The 16,287-nt window shown below is 71.8% G+C and carries 14 protein-coding genes; 6 read left to right on the forward strand and 8 right to left on the reverse strand.

Annotation, left to right across the window (positions count from 1 at the left end; translation table 11 throughout):
• Window positions 1-49: 49 nt before the first annotated feature.
• The 4 genes from OG371_RS19615 (at window position 50) to OG371_RS19630 (ending at window position 4,044) form a co-directional block, all read left to right on the forward strand.
• The gene (locus OG371_RS19615) at window positions 50-1,015 is read left to right on the forward strand and encodes a glycoside hydrolase family 25 protein (protein ID WP_329071220.1); all 966 of its coding nucleotides are present in this window, start codon (window positions 50-52) and stop codon (window positions 1,013-1,015) included.
• A gap of 80 nt (window positions 1,016-1,095) precedes the next feature.
• Window positions 1,096-1,866, forward strand: a complete 771-nt coding sequence (locus tag OG371_RS19620; protein WP_329071222.1) for a M15 family metallopeptidase — start codon at window positions 1,096-1,098, stop codon at window positions 1,864-1,866.
• 61 nt (window positions 1,867-1,927) lie between these two features.
• A complete protein-coding gene (locus OG371_RS19625; protein WP_329071224.1) occupies window positions 1,928-3,328 on the forward strand; it encodes a PspC domain-containing protein in 1,401 nt (466 codons plus the stop codon).
• A gap of 47 nt (window positions 3,329-3,375) precedes the next feature.
• The gene (locus OG371_RS19630; protein ID WP_329071226.1) at window positions 3,376-4,044 is read left to right on the forward strand and encodes a response regulator transcription factor; all 669 of its coding nucleotides are present in this window, start codon (window positions 3,376-3,378) and stop codon (window positions 4,042-4,044) included.
• Between the two features lie 62 nt (window positions 4,045-4,106).
• On the opposite strand, the gene OG371_RS19635 is transcribed toward OG371_RS19630, so the two are convergent.
• Window positions 4,107-5,039, reverse strand: a complete 933-nt coding sequence (locus OG371_RS19635; protein WP_329071228.1) for a DMT family transporter — start codon at window positions 5,037-5,039, stop codon at window positions 4,107-4,109.
• 102 nt (window positions 5,040-5,141) lie between these two features.
• Here OG371_RS19635 and OG371_RS19640 point away from each other — a divergent pair, with 102 nt between their 5' ends.
• Entirely contained in the window at window positions 5,142-6,044 is a 903-nt protein-coding gene (locus OG371_RS19640) for a LysR family transcriptional regulator (RefSeq protein ID WP_329071230.1), read from the forward strand.
• A gap of 4 nt (window positions 6,045-6,048) precedes the next feature.
• On the opposite strand, the gene OG371_RS19645 is transcribed toward OG371_RS19640, so the two are convergent.
• From OG371_RS19645 to OG371_RS19675, 7 genes are all read right to left on the reverse strand, one after another.
• Window positions 6,049-7,257 carry a serine/threonine-protein kinase gene (locus OG371_RS19645; RefSeq protein WP_329071232.1) on the reverse strand — a complete coding sequence of 403 codons (1,209 nt, stop codon included), beginning with the start codon at window positions 7,255-7,257 and terminating at the stop codon, window positions 6,049-6,051.
• Window positions 7,258-7,270: 13 nt separating this feature from the next.
• Window positions 7,271-8,905 (reverse strand): serine/threonine-protein kinase, encoded by a 1,635-nt coding sequence (locus OG371_RS19650; protein ID WP_329071234.1) that lies wholly within the window; start codon window positions 8,903-8,905, stop codon window positions 7,271-7,273.
• A 209-nt stretch (window positions 8,906-9,114) separates the two neighbouring features.
• Window positions 9,115-10,008, reverse strand: a complete 894-nt coding sequence (locus tag OG371_RS19655; protein ID WP_329071236.1) for a hypothetical protein — start codon at window positions 10,006-10,008, stop codon at window positions 9,115-9,117.
• A 291-nt stretch (window positions 10,009-10,299) separates the two neighbouring features.
• Window positions 10,300-12,105 (reverse strand): hypothetical protein, encoded by a 1,806-nt coding sequence (locus OG371_RS19660; RefSeq protein WP_329071238.1) that lies wholly within the window; start codon window positions 12,103-12,105, stop codon window positions 10,300-10,302.
• A 336-nt stretch (window positions 12,106-12,441) separates the two neighbouring features.
• Window positions 12,442-12,747 (reverse strand): hypothetical protein, encoded by a 306-nt coding sequence (locus OG371_RS19665; RefSeq protein ID WP_329071240.1) that lies wholly within the window; start codon window positions 12,745-12,747, stop codon window positions 12,442-12,444.
• Between the two features lie 63 nt (window positions 12,748-12,810).
• A complete protein-coding gene (locus OG371_RS19670) occupies window positions 12,811-13,107 on the reverse strand; it encodes a chorismate mutase (RefSeq protein ID WP_329071242.1) in 297 nt (98 codons plus the stop codon).
• Between the two features lie 165 nt (window positions 13,108-13,272).
• A complete protein-coding gene (locus OG371_RS19675; RefSeq protein WP_329071244.1) occupies window positions 13,273-13,701 on the reverse strand; it encodes a DUF1707 SHOCT-like domain-containing protein in 429 nt (142 codons plus the stop codon).
• A 134-nt stretch (window positions 13,702-13,835) separates the two neighbouring features.
• Between OG371_RS19675 and pcrA the strand changes: the two genes are divergently transcribed.
• Window positions 13,836-16,256 (forward strand): DNA helicase PcrA, encoded by a 2,421-nt coding sequence (gene pcrA / locus OG371_RS19680; RefSeq protein WP_329071246.1) that lies wholly within the window; start codon window positions 13,836-13,838, stop codon window positions 16,254-16,256.
• The last annotated feature ends 31 nt before the right edge of the window (window positions 16,257-16,287 follow it).

Genomic DNA, 16,287 nt, shown 5'->3' on the forward strand with positions numbered 1-16,287 from the left:
GAAAGTGGCAAGATCGGCGGCCCTCCACGCCATGGAAGGTGGTGCCGTGATGGCACTCGGTATCGACATCTACCGGTCGTTCCAGACGGTGACCAGCTGGCCGGCCGTCCAAGGGGCCGGGGTCGAGTTCGTTTACGTGAAGCTGTCCGATGGCGGGGGCATGCCGGTCGGGGGCGCCGGGGACAACGAGGTGAACGGCGCCAAGTCCGTCGGGATCCCGGTCGGTGGCTATCACTTCGTGCAGGCGAGCCCGGCGCCGGAGACGCAGGCGGACATCCTGCTCGGCGAGGTCGCGCGGCTCGGCGCCAACGGCTGCGTCCCGATGCTGGACCTCGAGGACAACCCGGCGTCCTCCAGCCTGCCGAACATCCCGGACGACCAGAAGGCCGCGTTCGGCACGGCGTTCTGCAATCGCGTCGCCGCGCAGGGATACCGGCCCGGCGTGTACCTGAACAACGCGCTGGCGAAGCTCATCCGCCCCGACACCTGGGCGGTGCCGGACCTGGTCATCTGGATCGCCCGTTACGGCGCGCGGCCCGACGCGGCGGCCGGCCGCTACGACATCCACCAGTACAGCTCGAGCGGCTCCATCTCCGGCATCAGCGCCCAGGGGGTCGACCTCGACTGGAGTTACACCGACGCCTACCTCACCAGCCATCTCACGGAGGAAGACATGCCCGACCGCGAACTGCTGCCCACGGACGGCGCGCGCACCCGCTCCGTCACGCTGATCGTGCCGAAGACCGCGGCCGAGCTGGTCATCACCGTCGGCTGGGTGCGGATGTACGTGTCGAAAGTGGCGCTCTTCGGCCCGACGCCCGACACCGGGACCAACACGCTCCAGGCCCTCGACCACAGCGCGGACCCGTTTCCCGTCGACGCCGGCCGGCCCTGGCAGATTCCCCTGCAGGACGCCCGCAATCAAGGCGATCTCGTGTCGGCGGAGATCACCTACTCGATGGCCCCGGCGCCGGACGACAAGCCGGAAGTGGTGGCGACCGCCGGCTTCCGCTGAGCCCGCGCGAAAATCGCGCCGGCCGAATACGTATCACCACCACCGTTCGCGGACTCCGTCCGGTGAAAGGTGGTGCAGCCATGAGGACTTCCCAGAACGGGTACAGCGCTCCGATCGACCCCGTCAGCCGCGAGCTGCCCGGCGGCACCGTGCCGCTCCGCGCCGGTGCGACCGGTGATCTGCTGGCGTGGGTCGGCGAGCAGTTCCACAGCCGCGTCGAGGCCCTGGAGTGGCCGGGGTGCTGGGGCTACGCGTTCCGGGACGTGGTCGGCGGCCAGGACCTGTCCAACCACGCCAGCGGCACCGCGATCGACCTGAACGCGCCTCGGCACCCGCTCGGCACCGCGCCGTCCGCGAACTACAGCGCGGCCCAGATCGACGAGATCCACGCCCTGCTCGCCGAAGCCGCGGGCTGCGTGCGCTGGGGCGGCGACTACGTCGGCCGCAAGGACGGCATGCACTTCGAGATCGTCGCGTCCGAGGCCAGGTGCGCAGCCGCGCTCGGCGGCCTCGGGGCGCGGTTCACCCCACCCGAACAGGAGGACGACATGCCCGGACCACAGGACCACGAGTACCCGCCGAGCGGCGACCGGCAGTTCCACCACCGCACCATCGAGACGCGCAAGACCTCGCAGATCGTCGGCGACGTCTGGTTCGCGCTCAGCGCCGGCTATCAGGACCTGGCCGACCTGCACCTGTACTTCAACCACGAGCAGGCGCCGATCTCGCTGGCGAACGTCCCCAAGGACACCCGCAAGTGGTGGCCGGTGCCGGACGGCTGCGAGTCGATCAGCTGGGACTACGTCTGCGCCGGCCCGTCGTCGTCGAGCCTCGTCTACGGGCCGCGCTGACCGGCTCGGGGTAGTGCATCGGGGGCTTCCCCGATGCCACCGGACGGCCCGCCGTGTGACCATGGACGGCGTGCAGGACTCCCTCGACAACAACACCGCCGAGCAGGTGACTCAGCCGGCCGCGACCGGGCCGGACGGAAGCGGGCCGGACGCGCCCGCGCCGTCCGCCTCGGTCACGGCCGTGCTGCCCGCGGGCCTGCCTGAGCCCGCGACGCCGCCGAAGATGTACCGGCGCCGGTCCGGGCGGGCGGTGGCCGGTGTCGCCGGCGGGCTCGCGGACCACCTTGGCGTGCCGGTGGTGTGGGTCCGCACCGTGTTCGCCCTGCTGGCGGCGCTGAACGGCGCCGGGATGCTCGCGTACGGCCTGCTGTGGGTCTTCGTGCGGCAGCGCGCCGAAGAGGGCGAAACCCCGAAGACCAACGCGAAGGACCGTCAGCAGGCGTACGGCCTGATCGCCCTCGGCATCGGCCTCGCCATCGCGTTCAGCACGCTCACCGGTGCCATCCGCGGCTGGGTCGCCGTGCCGTTGGCCCTGGCGATGCTCGGGGCGGCGGTGGTCTGGCGGGAGGCGGACGAGTCGCAGCGCCGCCGCTGGCGGGCCGGCGCGCGGGACGGCGTCACCGGTGCGCTGGTCGGCGGGGGCGGCCGCCGCTCGGCGATCATCCGCATCCTGGCCGGCGTCGCGCTGGTGGCCACCGGCATCGGCGTCGTCGTGTTCCAGAGCGGCAGCTTCGACCAGGTCCAGTTCGCGCTGCTCGCGGTGCTGGCGACGCTGTTCGGCGTCGCGGTGCTGACGGTCCCGTTCTGGCTGCGCCTGGTCCGCGACCTCGGCGACGAGCGCCGCGCGCGCATCCGCACCGACGAGCGCGCCGAGATCGCCGCTCATCTGCACGACTCCGTGCTGCAGACGCTCGCGTTGATCCAGAAGCATTCCGACCAGCCGCGTGAGGTCGCGCGGCTGGCCCGCGGCCAGGAGCGCGAGCTGCGCGGCTGGCTGTACGGGCCCAACGGCTACGGCAAGCCCAGCGAGAAGAAGCCCGAGGAGCAGGACGAGGGCGGCCGTCAGCTGTCCGAGGCGCTCGCCGCCGCCTGCGGGGAGGTCGAGGACCAGTTCGCGATCTCCGTCGGCCAGGTCGTGGTCGGCGAAGCGGAGCTGAACGAGCCGCTCACGGCGCTGGTCCAGGCCGCGCGCGAGGCGATCGTCAACGCGGCCAAGCACGCCGGCGTCGACGAGGTCAGCGTGTACGCCGAGGTGGAGCCGACGTCGGTCACCGTGTTCGTCCGCGACCGCGGCAAGGGCTTCGACCCGGACGTCGTCCCGGCCGACCGCCACGGGCTCGCCGACTCGATCCGCGGCCGCATGGAGCGCCACGGCGGCACCTGCAAACTGCGGACCGCGCCGGGCGAGGGCACCGAGGTCCAGCTGGCCATGCCGGTCAAAACCGGCAAGGTGCCGGCGTGAGCTCGCTATGCTCGCCGCAGGAGCAGTCGGAGCGAGGGAGTGGTGTCGTGACGGAGAGCCAGCGAGAGCCGGTCAAGGTCTTCCTCGTGGACGACCACGCGCTCTTCCGCGCCGGGGTCCGCACCGAGCTCGACTCCATCACCGACGAGGTGCGGGTGGTCGGCGAGGCGGGGTCCGTGGCGGACGCCGTCACCGGCATCGTCCGCACCAAGCCGCAGGTGGTGCTGCTCGACGTCCACATGCCCGACGGCGGTGGCGCCGAAGTCCTGCGCCGCGTGCGTCCCGAGCTGCCGGACGTGGTGTTCCTCGCGCTTTCGGTGTCCGACGCGGCCGAAGACGTGATCGCCGTGATCCGCTCCGGCGCGCGCGGCTACGTCACCAAGACCATCTCCTCCAAGGAGCTGGTGCGCGCGGTGGTTCGCGTGGCCGACGGCGACGCGGTGTTTTCCCCGCGCCTGGCCGGTTTCGTGCTCGACGCGTTCGCCGACCGCCCCGGCTCCGCGCCGATCAACGACCCGGAGCTGGACCTGCTCACCCCGCGTGAGCGAGACGTCCTGCGCCTGCTCGCGCGCGGTTACGCGTACAAGGAGATCGCGTCGGAGCTGTTCATTTCGGTGAAGACGGTGGAGACGCACGTGTCGAGCGTCCTGCGCAAGACGCAGCTTTCGAACCGCTACGAGCTGTCCCGCTGGGCTTCGGACCGCCGTCTCGTGTGAGGGTTGCCGCGGTGTAGCGGATGACGCTTTCCCTGCGCTGAATGTAGCGAAAGCGTCATCCGCTACACCAAGTCGGCCCGCTCCGGTGCCACCGTTTCGGCGAGGGCACCGGCCATGGGTGCGGTCTTGCGCTTCAACCGCGTCAACGCGACGCCCGCGAGCACCACCACCATGCCCGCGATCACCCGCAGGCTCAGCTGCTCGTGCAGGAACACCGCGCCCAGCAGCACCGAGACGACCGGCAGCAGGTAGCCGACCACGGACGCGGCCACGGCGCCCTCACTGGCCAGCAGTTGGTAGTTGAGCGCGAACGCGATCCCGGTGGAGCCGACGCCCAGCACCGTGATCGCGATCAGCGGCAGCGGGCTCAGGTGCACCGGCGTCAACCCGCCGAACGGCAGCACCAGCAGCAGGAAACCGGTCGCCAGCAGCATTTGCCCGCCGGACAGCGCGTACGGCGAGGTACCCGTGCCGGACAGGTAGCGGCCCTCGTAGACGAACGCGAAGCCGTAGCTCGCCGCCGCCGCGAGGCAGCCCAGCGCGCCCCAGCTCAGCAGGCCCGAAGCCTGCCACGGGGCGAAGATCAGCAGGATCCCGCCGAGCCCCAGCACCAGGCCTGCCACGCGGGTGCCCGTCATCCGGTTCGGCACGCCCAGGAACGGCGCCACCACCAGCACCCACAGCGGCGTCGTCGAGTTCAGCACGCCGGTGATGCCGGAGTCCACAGTGGTCTCGCCGATCGCGAAAAGCAGGAACGGCAACGCATTGTGGAAGAACGCGGCCACGAGAAGGTGTCCCCAGGTGCGCTTGCCCGAGGGCATCCGGTGCCGGTAGAGCCGGCACAACGCCAGCAGCACCACGGTGCCGAGCACCAGCCGCGCCAGCACGAGCTGCACCGGCGAAAGCGCCGCCAGCCCGAGCTTGATCCAGAAGAAGCTCGAACCCCACATCAGCGCCAGCGCGGCGATCCTGAGCAGGGTCTTCGTCTCGCCCACCCACGTCCTCCTTACGATCAAGCGCCAGCTTTGCCTCGCTCAGGCGTAAGGACAAGCGAAATTAACTGCAGGGACACTTAAGCTCAGCTGTAGAGTCGGGGCATGCTCGACGTGCGGCGGATGCAGGTGCTGCGGGCGGTGGTGACCAGCGGGTCGATCACCGCCGCGGCCAGGAACCTCGGGTACACCCCGTCGGCGATCAGCCAGCAGCTCTCGACACTGGAACGCGAGGCGGGCACCGAACTGCTGGAACGCGTCGGCCGCGGCGTCCGGCCCACCCCGGCCGGCACGCTGCTGTGCGAACACGCCGAGACGCTCAGCGCGGAGCTGGCGCGCGCCGAAACCGCGCTCACCGAGCTGAAGGAGGGGCGCACCGGAAAGCTGGCGATCCGGTACTTCGCCACGGCCGGCGCCTCGGTGGTGCCGCACGCCGTGGCCGCCGTCCGCCGTGAGCACCCCGGGGTGTGGATCGACCTCAAGCTGGTGGAGCCCGAGGACCCGCTGCCCGAGGTCGAGTCGGGTCGCGCCGACGTGGCCATCGTCGTGTTCCCGCGGTCGAACCCGCCCGCCAAGGGGATCGAGCTCCTGCACCTGCTCGACGACCCGTACCGCGCGGTGCTGCCGCGCGCCCATCCGCTCGCGCGCAAGCGGATGGTGGCGTTGGCCGACCTGGCCGACGAGCCGTGGGTGGGCGTCGACCCGATCCCCGGCATGTGCCGGGAGATCCTCGACAGTGCTTGCGCGTCGGCGGGTTTCTCCCCGAACGTCGTGGTCGAGTCCGAGGATTACCAGACCGCGCAAGGGTTCATCGCCGCCGGACTGGGCGTCGGGCTGGTGCCGGAACTGGGCCTCGGCACACCGCACCCGGGAGTGGTCGTGCGCCGGATCCGCAACCCCGAGCCGTGCCGGCTGATCTACGCCGCCGTCACCGCACGCGCGGCGGGCAGCCCGGCCGTGCGGACGCTGATCGCGGCCATGCGCGAGGCGGCCGGGAAGACGCGGTAAAGGCTCAGACGAACAGCAGCTGCGAGACGCCGATGCCGATCAGCACGGCGCACAGGATCGCGGCCACGGTCATGATCAGCTTCCGCCGGGCCGCCGCCTTCTCCGCGGCAGCCTCGGCCGTCGCCGCCTGCTGCGCGGGTGAGGGGACGAACCGGGCTGTCGGCGACTGCGGCGGCATGGGCGCCTGCTGCGGCGAGATCTGCTGGGTCGGTTGCTGGGCCATCGGCTGCGGCGGCGCGGGCGCGTAGGGCACCTGCTGGACCGGCACCTGCATCAACGGCACCGGCGGCTGATGCTGCTGCGTCGGCATTTCGGAGTACGGCTGCTGCTGCGGACCGGACGGCAGGCCCTGCTGGTGAAGACCCGGCTGCAGCAGACCCGGCGGCTGCGACGCGCCAGGCTGGGCCCACGACGCCGGCATCGCGGGCGCGGTCGGCGGCACGAACGCAGTCTGCTCACCGCCCTCCGTGATGGCGCTGAGCGCACTCACCGAGTCGGCCATCGTCGGCCGGGTCGCCGGGTCCGTCCGCAGCATCTTGCGCAGCGCGCCGGTGAGCACACCCGCGTTCTGCGCCGGCCGCTCGGACGAGTTGCCGTCGTCGCCGAACGGCGGCACCCCCTCGACGGCCGTGTACAGCGTGGCGCCCAGCGAGAACACGTCCGCGGCCGGCGACGGCGCACCGCCACGCGTCACCTCGGGCGCGCGGTAGGCGGCGTGCGGCCCGCCCCCGGTGATGCCGATGTCGGTGAGCTTCACCCCGCCGTCGTCGGCGAGCAGCACGGTGCCCGGCTCCAGCGTCCGGTGGATGATGCCGGCCGCGTGCATCGCCGCCATCGCGTCGCCCAGCAGGATGCCCAGCGACGCGGCCTGCTCGGGCGTCAGCCGGCCGTGCTCGGCCAGGAACGTCGACATCCCGCGCGACGGGATGTACTCCATCACCAGCCACACGTCCTGGCCGTCGGGCAGCACGTCGAACACGGTGATCGCGCACGGGTGCTCGACCCGCGCCGCGTCCTTGCCCTCCTGCATCGCCATCGCGCGCGCCTGCTCCGCCCGGTCGGGCGGCAGGCCCACGGGCAGGTACATGCGCTTCATCGCGACCGTGCGGAACAGCCGGGTGTCGAACGCGAGCCACACGATGCCCGCGCGACCACGGCCGATCGGCTGGTCCAGCCGGTACCGGCCGCCGACGATGCTGCCTTCAGAACTCAAATCTTTTCCTGGATCATGGGTTGTTCGACGTCGGGGGCGGGGCGCTGCTCGTCTTCGTAGCTGTCGGCCCTGAAGACGACGATTCAGCGGTCGAGGGATCCGACGTCTTCGGCGGCTTCGTGGGGCTGTCCTGGGTCGGGGTGTCCCGCGGCTGGGACCGCCGTGAGCTGGCCCGTCCGGAGGACGACGCCCCTGAATCAGACGTCTGGTCGGAGCTGGTGGTTGCCTCGCTCGTCGACGGGAACGCGTCCGAGGTCGGCACCACCGCGGGGGAGGACTGCGGCGGGGCCTGCTGGTGGGAGGCGTCCGGCGGGTTGTTGGGGGTCAGCAGCCAGACGCCGAGCGCGACCAGCGCCACCACCACGACCCCGCCGATGATGGCCGGCTTCTTCCAGGCGCCGGGGCGTTCCTCGTCCTCGTCGGCCGGGCTCGTGTGGGCGCGCGGGGGCGGGGGCTCGTCGTCGTAGTCGTCGTACGGCTCGTCGTCGTAACCGGGCGTGCCGGGGCCGACCGGGACGGCGCGGGTGGCGGCCAGCCCGTTGCGGCTCGGGTCGCCGTAGAGCGGCGGCTCCTCGTGGTACTGGTCGTACCCGTCGTAGTCGTTCTCCGGGTAGCCGGTGCCCGCGGGGTACTCGTCCTCGGGGTAGTACTGCTGCGCCGGGCCGGGCTCGCCGAGCAGGGTGCCGGAGTGCCCGGCGGGCATCTCCTCCTCGCCCAGCATCCGGGTGGCGCCCGCCCCGGCCGCCCCCGCGATCGCCGCGGCGCCCAGCGTGCCCGCCATCGGCGTCATCACGGTCTCGTCCGCGGACCCGCCGAGCGGGGTCTCGCCGCGCGCGACGGCGGACAGCAGCTCCTCGCACTCCTCGGCGGTCGGCCGGTGCTGGACGTCGGGGTGCAGCAGCACCGCGAGCACGCTGGCCAGCGGGCCCGACTGGCGCGGCGGGTTGATCTGCCCGGCCGCGACCGCGTGGAGCAGGCTCAGCGTGTTCTCCGACAGCCCGAACGGCGGCTGGCCCTCGCACGCGGCGTACAGCGTGGAGCCGAGCGAGAAGACGTCGGACTCGGGGCCGGGGTCGCCGCCGATGGCCACTTCGGGCGCGAGATACGCGGGGGTGCCGGCGATCATCCCGGTCTTGGTGACCGTGACGTCGTCCTTGGCGCGGGAGATGCCGAAGTCGGTGATCTTCACCGTGCCGTTGTCGCCGAGCAGGATGTTGCCCGGCTTGATGTCACGGTGCACGATCCCGACCGCGTGCGCCTCGCGCAGCGCCGCCGCGATCTGCGCGCCGATCGCCGCGACCTCCAGCGGCGGCAGCGTGCCGTGCTCCTGCAGCACCTCGGCCAGGCTGGTGGACTTGAGGTACTCCATGATCAGGCAGGGCTGGCCGTTGTCGTCGGTGACGACGTCGAACACCGAGATCGCGTTGGGGTGGTGCAGGCGCGCGGCGATCCGGCCCTCGCGCATGGTGCGCTGCCTGGCGTCCTCGGCTGCGTGCTCGTCGAGGCCCGGCTGCAGCAGCAGCTGCTTGATGGCGACCGTGCGGCCGAGGACGTCGTCGTGCGCCTGCCAGACCGCCCCCATCGCGCCCGAGCCGATCTTGCTCATGACGCGGTAGCGGCCGGCGACCAGACGACCCTCGTCGCTCACGCGACCTCCCTTTGGGGCTCCGACTTCCCGGGGTGGGACCTGCCCACCCCGAAGGTGCGACAAACCCGCCGCAGCACCGGAGCGTAGGCACCTGTCGTGGGCCGTGTGCCGGTTTTTCCGAGACCGGCCCGTGACAAGGCTAGGCGTTCACTCTGTGCACACACACGCGGCACGTTCTGGTCGTCTTCCCGGCACGTGTTATGCGCAGGTCACGCGAAGGCGACGGCCGACAGTACCCGGGCCTCGGAAATGACGTCGGGCCCGGTGACGTCGAACAGCTGCGTGACCCGCACCAAAGTGCCGTCGGCCTGGTGCAGCACGGCGACCGCGAGCACGGAGCCGTCGTCCTGGACGCGCACGTCCTGCACGTCGATGGCGCTCATCGCGCTCCACGCGCGGACCAGGCTGCCCGCCTCGCCGCCGGCGAGCGCGGGGGTGAGCAGGGAGAGCGCGGTGTTCGGGCTCTGCTCGATCGACGAGTAGAACTTCTTCACGGCCGCGAGCTTGGTCCCGGCGGTGGCCGGCTCGGCGCTGGCGGACTCGCCAGAGCTTGTCGAAGACGGGCTGCCCGACGAGGTGGACGAACTGGGCCCGGTGCTCTCGCGGGTGATGCTGCCGGTGTCCGGCGTGGTGACGGTGGTGTCGCCGCCCGCCGCGGCCTGGGTGCTCCCGCGGTGGCCGGGGGTGGTGCCGCCCGAGCTGTGGTGCTCCTGGCCCGGCACGGCCGCGCCTCCGAGCGCGGCGGCGCCGCTGAACCCGACGGGAATGGACTCCTCGGCCGTCACCGGCGCGTTGGGGCGCGGGCCGCCGCTGAGCAGCGACGCGGTGACCACAGCGCCCGCGACGAGCGCTCCGGCGCCGACGAGGCCGACCAGCTTCGCGCGGCGCGCGAACCGGCTCTCGAGCTCTTCGACCGGCTCCTCCGCGCGGCTGACCGCGACCGGGCGCCGGGACCGCGGCGGAAGGTACTTCTGCGGCTCGCGGACGACCTGCTCGAGGTAGTCACGATCCTCGTCGCCGACGCCGTCGAGCAGGTCGGGCGGGATCACGTCCTCGACGCGTACGGCGTCTGGTTCACGCCGAGTGCGCTGCCGATCAAGCACGAAGTTCCTCGCTCTGGGGTTCCGGGGGACGGTGATGCGGCCGTTCGGCCGTACGCCGTTGGTCCGGACCGCCGATTCTTGGTCGGCTACCGGACCCGTTGTCGTCAGGTAACCCTGCGACGGGCGGCACCCGCCAGGCTCAGTCGCCGGAATGCCGTCGCCATACGACGAGCGGCAGCTTATGTCACCCAGCCGGACGATGGATAACCGCTCACCGCACCGCACGTGCATCGGAACGGGAACCTTGCACTTGCCCGAAACGCCGCGTCTGACCTGGGCGATCACGCGATCTCAGGCGCCGTCGTCGGTGATCTTCCCGTCGTCCCCGAAAGTGAGCGTGCGCTGCTCGGTGGACTTGCTGCCGTCGGTGTGGGTCACCTCGACGGTGTTCACCGTGACGTCGCGGTCCGGGTCGATGGTCACCTTCTTGACCTCGAAGTACGCGACGTCGGAGTACCGCTGGCGCAGGCCGCTGGCGCCCTGGTCGTGCAGGTCGCCGGAGGTGACGGCCGCGGCCTGGCTCGGGTCGGTGGTCACGGTGTTGAAGAACTTCTCCGAGTTGTCGCCCATTTTCTTGGTGGCCGCCGGGGTCTTGTAGTAGACCTGCGGCTCGGTCTCGCGGGGAGCCGGCGTGACCGGCGGCTTCCGCGGCGGGTGCGAGGGCGAGCCGGTGGTGACCGGGCCGGACGAGGAGCCGCCGGTCACCGGGTCGGCCGAGGTCGTGTCGTCGCTCGTGGCGCCGCTGTTGCCGGCCGCCTCGGGTTGCGTGCGCGGGTCGTCCGCGGCGGTGTCCTGGCGGCTGCTGGTGGCGCTGTCGTGCGTCTCGCCGGCCTTGCCGCCGTGGTGGCCGCCGGTGGGGGAGTCGGGGATGAACAGCGGGTTGCCGCCGTTCTGCCGCCCGGGCCAGCCCCCGCCCAGCGCCTCCGTGGTCGTGGTGGTGGTCGGCCCGCCGACCAGGAACGTCCCGGCGAACAGCAGCCCCACGACCACCGCGCCCGATGCGCCGGTGGCGAACCAGGCCGCCTTGCGCCAGGACTTCGGCGGGGTCACCGACGCCGGCACCGAGCCGAGGTCGAACGTCCCCAGCCCGTCGACGGCCGGGGCGGCGTACACCCGGACCTCGTCTTCTTCGCGCTGACGTGGTCGCACGGCCGGGGTCCGCAGCGTGACGCGCTGCCGCCGCGGGGGTTCGGCGGGGCTCTCTGCGGCCTCATCGGCCTCGTCGTCGAAGGGCAGGAGTTCTTCGTCGTCCTCGGCCCACTGGGACTTCGGCTCGTCGGTCTGGCGCTGCAGCGAAGCAGCGGTGGCGGCGACGCGCTCCCGCCGGCTTCGCGGAGTGGGCTCACCCGGCAGCCGGCCGGACGCCGGCGCCGACCCGAAGTCGACCCGCTCCCGCCGTGCCGGGGCCACGGCGTCGTCCGGCTCCGCGAGTCGCTGCGGCTGGGGCAGTTCGAACGCCCCGGACCGCTGCGGCGGCCGGAACGCCGCGTCGGCGTCTTCCGCGACGGCCGTGCCGGACTGGTGCTGCTGGGGGAAACCCTGCGCGGCCGGGGGCCGGAAGGCCTCGTCATCGCGGCGATGCGGGTGCTGCGACGGGAAAGTGCTGTCCCCGCGCGGGTTCTGCGGCCGGAAGGCCTCGTCACCCTGCGGCAGCACACCGGTAGCGCGCGAGACCGGCGGACGGAACGCCGCATCGGCCTGGGGCAGCACACCGGCGTCGCGGCGTGCGGCCACCGGACGGAAGGCATCGGCGACGGCTGCCCGGGTGGGGTTCTGGGGCTGGGGCAGCGGGGCGGCCAGGAAGTCAGGCCGGGCCTGCGGGAGCGTTCCGCGCGCGGCGGGGAACGCCGCCTGCTGCTCGGCGCGAGGAGGGGGGAAGGCCGCCTGCTGCTCGGCGCGCGGAGGGGGGAAGGCCCCGACGGCCGGCGGGTCGATCTTGTCCGGTCCGGGGCGGTGCCGGTGGTTCCCGGCGGCGCGACGCGGCACGACGGGCGTCCAGGCGTCCGGCCCGTGCGGCCGGTGGCGGCCCGGCATCGTGACCTCGGCCGCCGCCAGGCTGTCCGGGTGGCTCGGCCCGCCCATCGTGTTTCCCGTCATGCCCGTCCGACCCTTCCCCGGTGTGGCCGTGACGGAGTCCGCGCCTCGGTTAAGCCGAACGGAGCAGGGGCGCCGACGGAGTCACTTGCTTCCACACTTGCGGACTCCCGAGCATCTGCACGCGCATCCGGCAGAGGGCGCACGGCGCCGCAGCTGCCGCGCGTCCAGGGGCCGGATCCCGACCCAGACGCAAGGGTCCTCACGGGCCCAACAGTAAAAGACCCCATGGGCGAAAGTCTCGGGGCAAAGTGCAACTTGCACAGGTTTCACCCTGTCGGGCGCGGCCAAATGGGCGTGGCTCACGCTACGCAGTGCTATCAGCGCAGGTCGCGCTGGTCACCCTCCGCTGCGGTACTTCGTCTGGGTCGACTGAAGGGACTTCATGGCCACCGCACCACTACCCGCGGCAATGATGATGGCGAGGATGTCGAGGGTGGTTCCCCCACTCGTGAGGAGCCAGGCCAGCAGTGATGCCGCAGTGGTACCACCGGCGACCGCCCAGCGACTCCGGACGTACTGCGCGACCGGCGCCCCGCCGGCCCGCTTACCCGCCGCATTGTTCAGCAGCGCCAAGTAACCCACGTGGCCCAGTGCTGCCAGCACGCTCGCGATGGCGATGATGACGGCGATGACGTTAATCATGGGGCCAGTCTGCCCGTTTTCCCGGCCGCGTGAATCGGGGAAGTCCCCGATGCCACCCGAAATTCACCGGCCCAGCCGCCCGCGGCCCAGGTTCAGCAGCGCCATCGCCAGCTGACGGCCTTCCGGGCCGAGCTCGCGGTAGCGGGCCAGCACGTCCATCTCGCGGTTGTAGACGATCCTCGTGCCGCCGGCGGCCATCCGGGCGGCGCCGACCGTCTTCGACACCTCGACGCGGCGTTTGACCAGCCGCAGGATCTCGGCGTCGAGCCAGTCGATCTCCTTGCGGAGCGAGGCGATGTCCTCGCCCGCCGTGGTGTTCTCGGCGGGCTGTCCGTCGGCGTTCTGCGTATGCGCGTTCATCGGGACCTCTCTGAAGTCCGGACTCCCAGCGGGCCCCTGGGACGGCGAAAGCCCCGGGTCCGTGGACTCCGGGGCTGCGGGTGATGGCGGGTGGGGCACTACGCGATCACGGGAGCCGGAGTCCGGGTCCCGTAAAAAAATCGCTCGCTGTAGTGCCGCACCCGATCAGTATGGCACAGGCGCGCCGCGTCCCCGCCGGCTCGCGCCCCGGAACGCACGCACGCGCGCGTGCACGAGAACGCTGATGAAGAGCCAGAACATCGGCATCGCCGGCCAGAAGAATTCGGCCCCGGACACCGCCCAGCGCACGATCAGCAGCACCGCGAGCGCCACCACGATCCCGAGGTGGATCCGCAACGCCGGGCTTCGCAGCGCTTCGCGGGCGAACGGCCTTCGCTCGGGCTGCGGCCGCGGGAGGTCGGTGGTGAGCTCGCCGAGCTCGTCGGTGAAACGGGTCGCGTAGACCGTGCTCAGCCGGTCTTCGACCTCCTCCAGGGTGAGGCGTCCTTCAGCGCCGGCAGCCTGGATCGTCGCGGCGACGCGCTCTCGGTCGTCGTCGGAAGCCCTGAGGCGGGCGGGAATCTTGTCGTCCATACCGTTCGATGCTCCGCCGCGCGCGGCCTCCGCGCGTCGGTCGCCAGGCGGCACCGCGGCGTACGTTCAGAAGCGCAGCCCGCGGCTGTGGCTGTTGAATACCTGTCGTACCCCAGGGGTAGCGTGGACAGACGATGGACACCCTCTTCGATCTCCCCGCCGAAAAGCCCTCCACCGCCCGGAACGGGGCGGGCGACCTGCTCGAGGACCTCAATCCCGCGCAGCGCGAGGCCGTCAGCCACGCGGGCGGCCCGCTGCTCGTCGTCGCCGGCGCGGGCTCGGGCAAGACCCGGGTGCTGACCCGCCGGATCGCGTACCTGCTGGGGCAGCGGGGCGTGCACCCCGGCGAGATCATGGCGATCACGTTCACCAACAAGGCCGCGGCCGAGATGCGCGAGCGCGTCGCGGCGCTCGTGGGCCGCCGGGCCAACGCGATGTGGGTGTCCACCTTCCACTCCATGTGCGTGCGGATCCTGCGCCGCGAGGCGAAGACGCTGGACATGTCGTCGAGCTTCTCCATCTACGACTCCGACGACACCAAGCGGCTGATCACGCTCGTCGCGCGGGACCTGGACATCGACCCGAAGAAGTACGCCGCGCGCACGCTCGCGGTGAACATCTCGAACCTGAAGAACGAGCTGGTCGGCCCGGAGGACGCGGCGGCGAACGCGGCGAACGACCTCGAGCGCCGCGTGGCCGAGGTGTACGGCGAGTACCAGCGCCGGCTCGACCAGGCCAACGCGTTCGACTTCGACGACCTGATCATGCGCACGGTGTCGCTGCTGCAGGCGTTCCCGGACGTGGCCGAGTACTACCGGCGCCGGTTCCGCCACGTACTCGTCGACGAGTACCAGGACACGAACCACGCGCAGTACACCCTGGTGCGAGTGCTGGCGGGCACCGAGGCGAGCGACTCCGGCATCCCGCCGGCCGAGCTGTGCGTGGTCGGCGACGCGGACCAGTCCATCTACGCGTTCCGCGGCGCCACGATCCGCAACATCGAGGAGTTCGAGCGCGACTTCCCCAACGCGCACACCATCCTGCTGGAGCAGAACTACCGGTCCACGCAGACGATCCTGTCCGCGGCGAACGCGGTGATCGCGCGCAACCCGAACCGGCGCGCGAAGCGGCTGTGGACCGATTCCGGCGACGGCGAGAAGATCGTCGGCTACGTCTCGGACAACGACCACGACGAGGCGGCGTTCGTCGCGGGGGAGATCGACGCGCTGGCGGAGAAGGGCGAGGCGGACTACTCCGACATCGCCGTCTTCTACCGCACCAACAACCAGTCGCGGGTATTCGAGGAGATCTTCATCCGCCTCGGCCTGCCGTACAAGGTCGTCGGCGGCGTGCGGTTCTACGAGCGGCGCGAGGTCCGGGACATGCTGGCGTACCTGCGGGTGCTGGCGAACCCGGACGACACGGTCAGCCTGCGCCGCATCCTGAACGTCCCGAAGCGCGGCATCGGCGACCGCGCCGAGGCCGTCGTCGCGACACACGCGGAGCGCGAGCGGATCTCCTTCGCGGCCGCGTTGCGCGACGCCGTCGAAGGCAAGGTGGCGCTGCTGAACCCGCGCTCTGCCAAGGCGATCACCGGGTTTGTGTCGCTGCTCGACGACTTGGGCGAGGTCGCCGCCTCCGGCGCGGAGGTGCACGACCTGCTGGAGTCCGTGCTGGAGCGCACGGGCTACCGCGCGGAGCTCGAGGAGTCGGACGACCCGCAGGACGCTTCGCGGGTGGAGAACCTGACCGAGCTCGTCACCGTGGCCCGGGAGTTCACCGAGTTCACCGCCGAGGTCACCCAGGACGAGAACGCCGAGCTGGTGCTGGACGACGGCGTCCCGGCTCCCGGCTCGCTGCCCGCGTTCCTGGAGCGGGTGTCGCTGGTCGCGGACGCCGACTCGATCCCGGCCGCGGACGGCGGCGAGGAGGGCGACGGCGGCGCGGGCGTGGTCACGCTGATGACCGTGCACACCGCGAAGGGCCTGGAGTACCCGGTGGTGTTCTGCACCGGCTGGGAGGACGGCGTCTTCCCGCACATGCGCGCGCTCGGCGACCCGACGGAGCTGGCGGAGGAGCGGCGCCTCGCGTACGTCGCGATCACGCGCGCGCGGGAGAGGCTGTACGTCTCGCGCGCCCTGGTGCGGTCGGCGTGGGGGCAGCCGCAGATGAACCCGGCCTCCCGCTTCCTCGACGAGCTGCCGCCGGACCTGGTCGACTGGCGGCGCTTGGAGCCCTCGTCCCCGGGCTTCGGGAACTTCGGCTCGTCCTCGGGCTCGTCGTCCTCGGGCCCGCGCGCGGCGACCACCTGGGGCCGCCGGTCCCCGTCTTCGTCCTCGTCCACCTCGTCCACGTCGCCGTTCGGCAAGGCGTGGAAGGACACGGTGGCCCTGAAGCTGGACGTCGGCGACCGCGTGAGCCACGACAAGTACGGCCTCGGCACAGTGGTCTCGTGCGACGGCGTCGGCCCCCGCTCCACGGCGACCATCGACTTCGGCGCCTCGGGCAAGGTCCGGCTGATGCTGATCGGCAGCGTGCCGATGGTGAAGCTCTAGCGCTTTTTGCCCCTGGCGGCGGGTTTCTGCT

This window comes from Amycolatopsis sp. NBC_01480 (assembly GCF_036227205.1).
In the GTDB taxonomy this organism is placed as follows: Bacteria; Actinomycetota; Actinomycetes; order Mycobacteriales; family Pseudonocardiaceae; genus Amycolatopsis.

Excerpts from the sequence above, each read along its gene's own strand:
- OG371_RS19615 (WP_329071220.1), top strand. The coding sequence starts at position 50 with ATGGCACTCGGTATCGACATCTACCGGTCGTTCCAGACGGTGACCAGC.
- OG371_RS19620 (WP_329071222.1), top strand. The coding sequence starts at position 1,096 with ATGAGGACTTCCCAGAACGGGTACAGCGCTCCGATCGACCCCGTCAGC.
- OG371_RS19625 (WP_329071224.1), top strand. The coding sequence starts at position 1,928 with ATGGACGGCGTGCAGGACTCCCTCGACAACAACACCGCCGAGCAGGTG.
- OG371_RS19640 (WP_329071230.1), top strand. The coding sequence starts at position 5,142 with ATGCTCGACGTGCGGCGGATGCAGGTGCTGCGGGCGGTGGTGACCAGC.
- OG371_RS19660 (WP_329071238.1), bottom strand. The coding sequence starts at position 12,105 with ATGACGGGAAACACGATGGGCGGGCCGAGCCACCCGGACAGCCTGGCG.
- OG371_RS19665 (WP_329071240.1), bottom strand. The coding sequence starts at position 12,747 with ATGATTAACGTCATCGCCGTCATCATCGCCATCGCGAGCGTGCTGGCA.
- OG371_RS19670 (WP_329071242.1), bottom strand. The coding sequence starts at position 13,107 with ATGAACGCGCATACGCAGAACGCCGACGGACAGCCCGCCGAGAACACC.
- OG371_RS19675 (WP_329071244.1), bottom strand. The coding sequence starts at position 13,701 with ATGGACGACAAGATTCCCGCCCGCCTCAGGGCTTCCGACGACGACCGA.
- pcrA (WP_329071246.1), top strand. The coding sequence starts at position 13,836 with ATGGACACCCTCTTCGATCTCCCCGCCGAAAAGCCCTCCACCGCCCGG.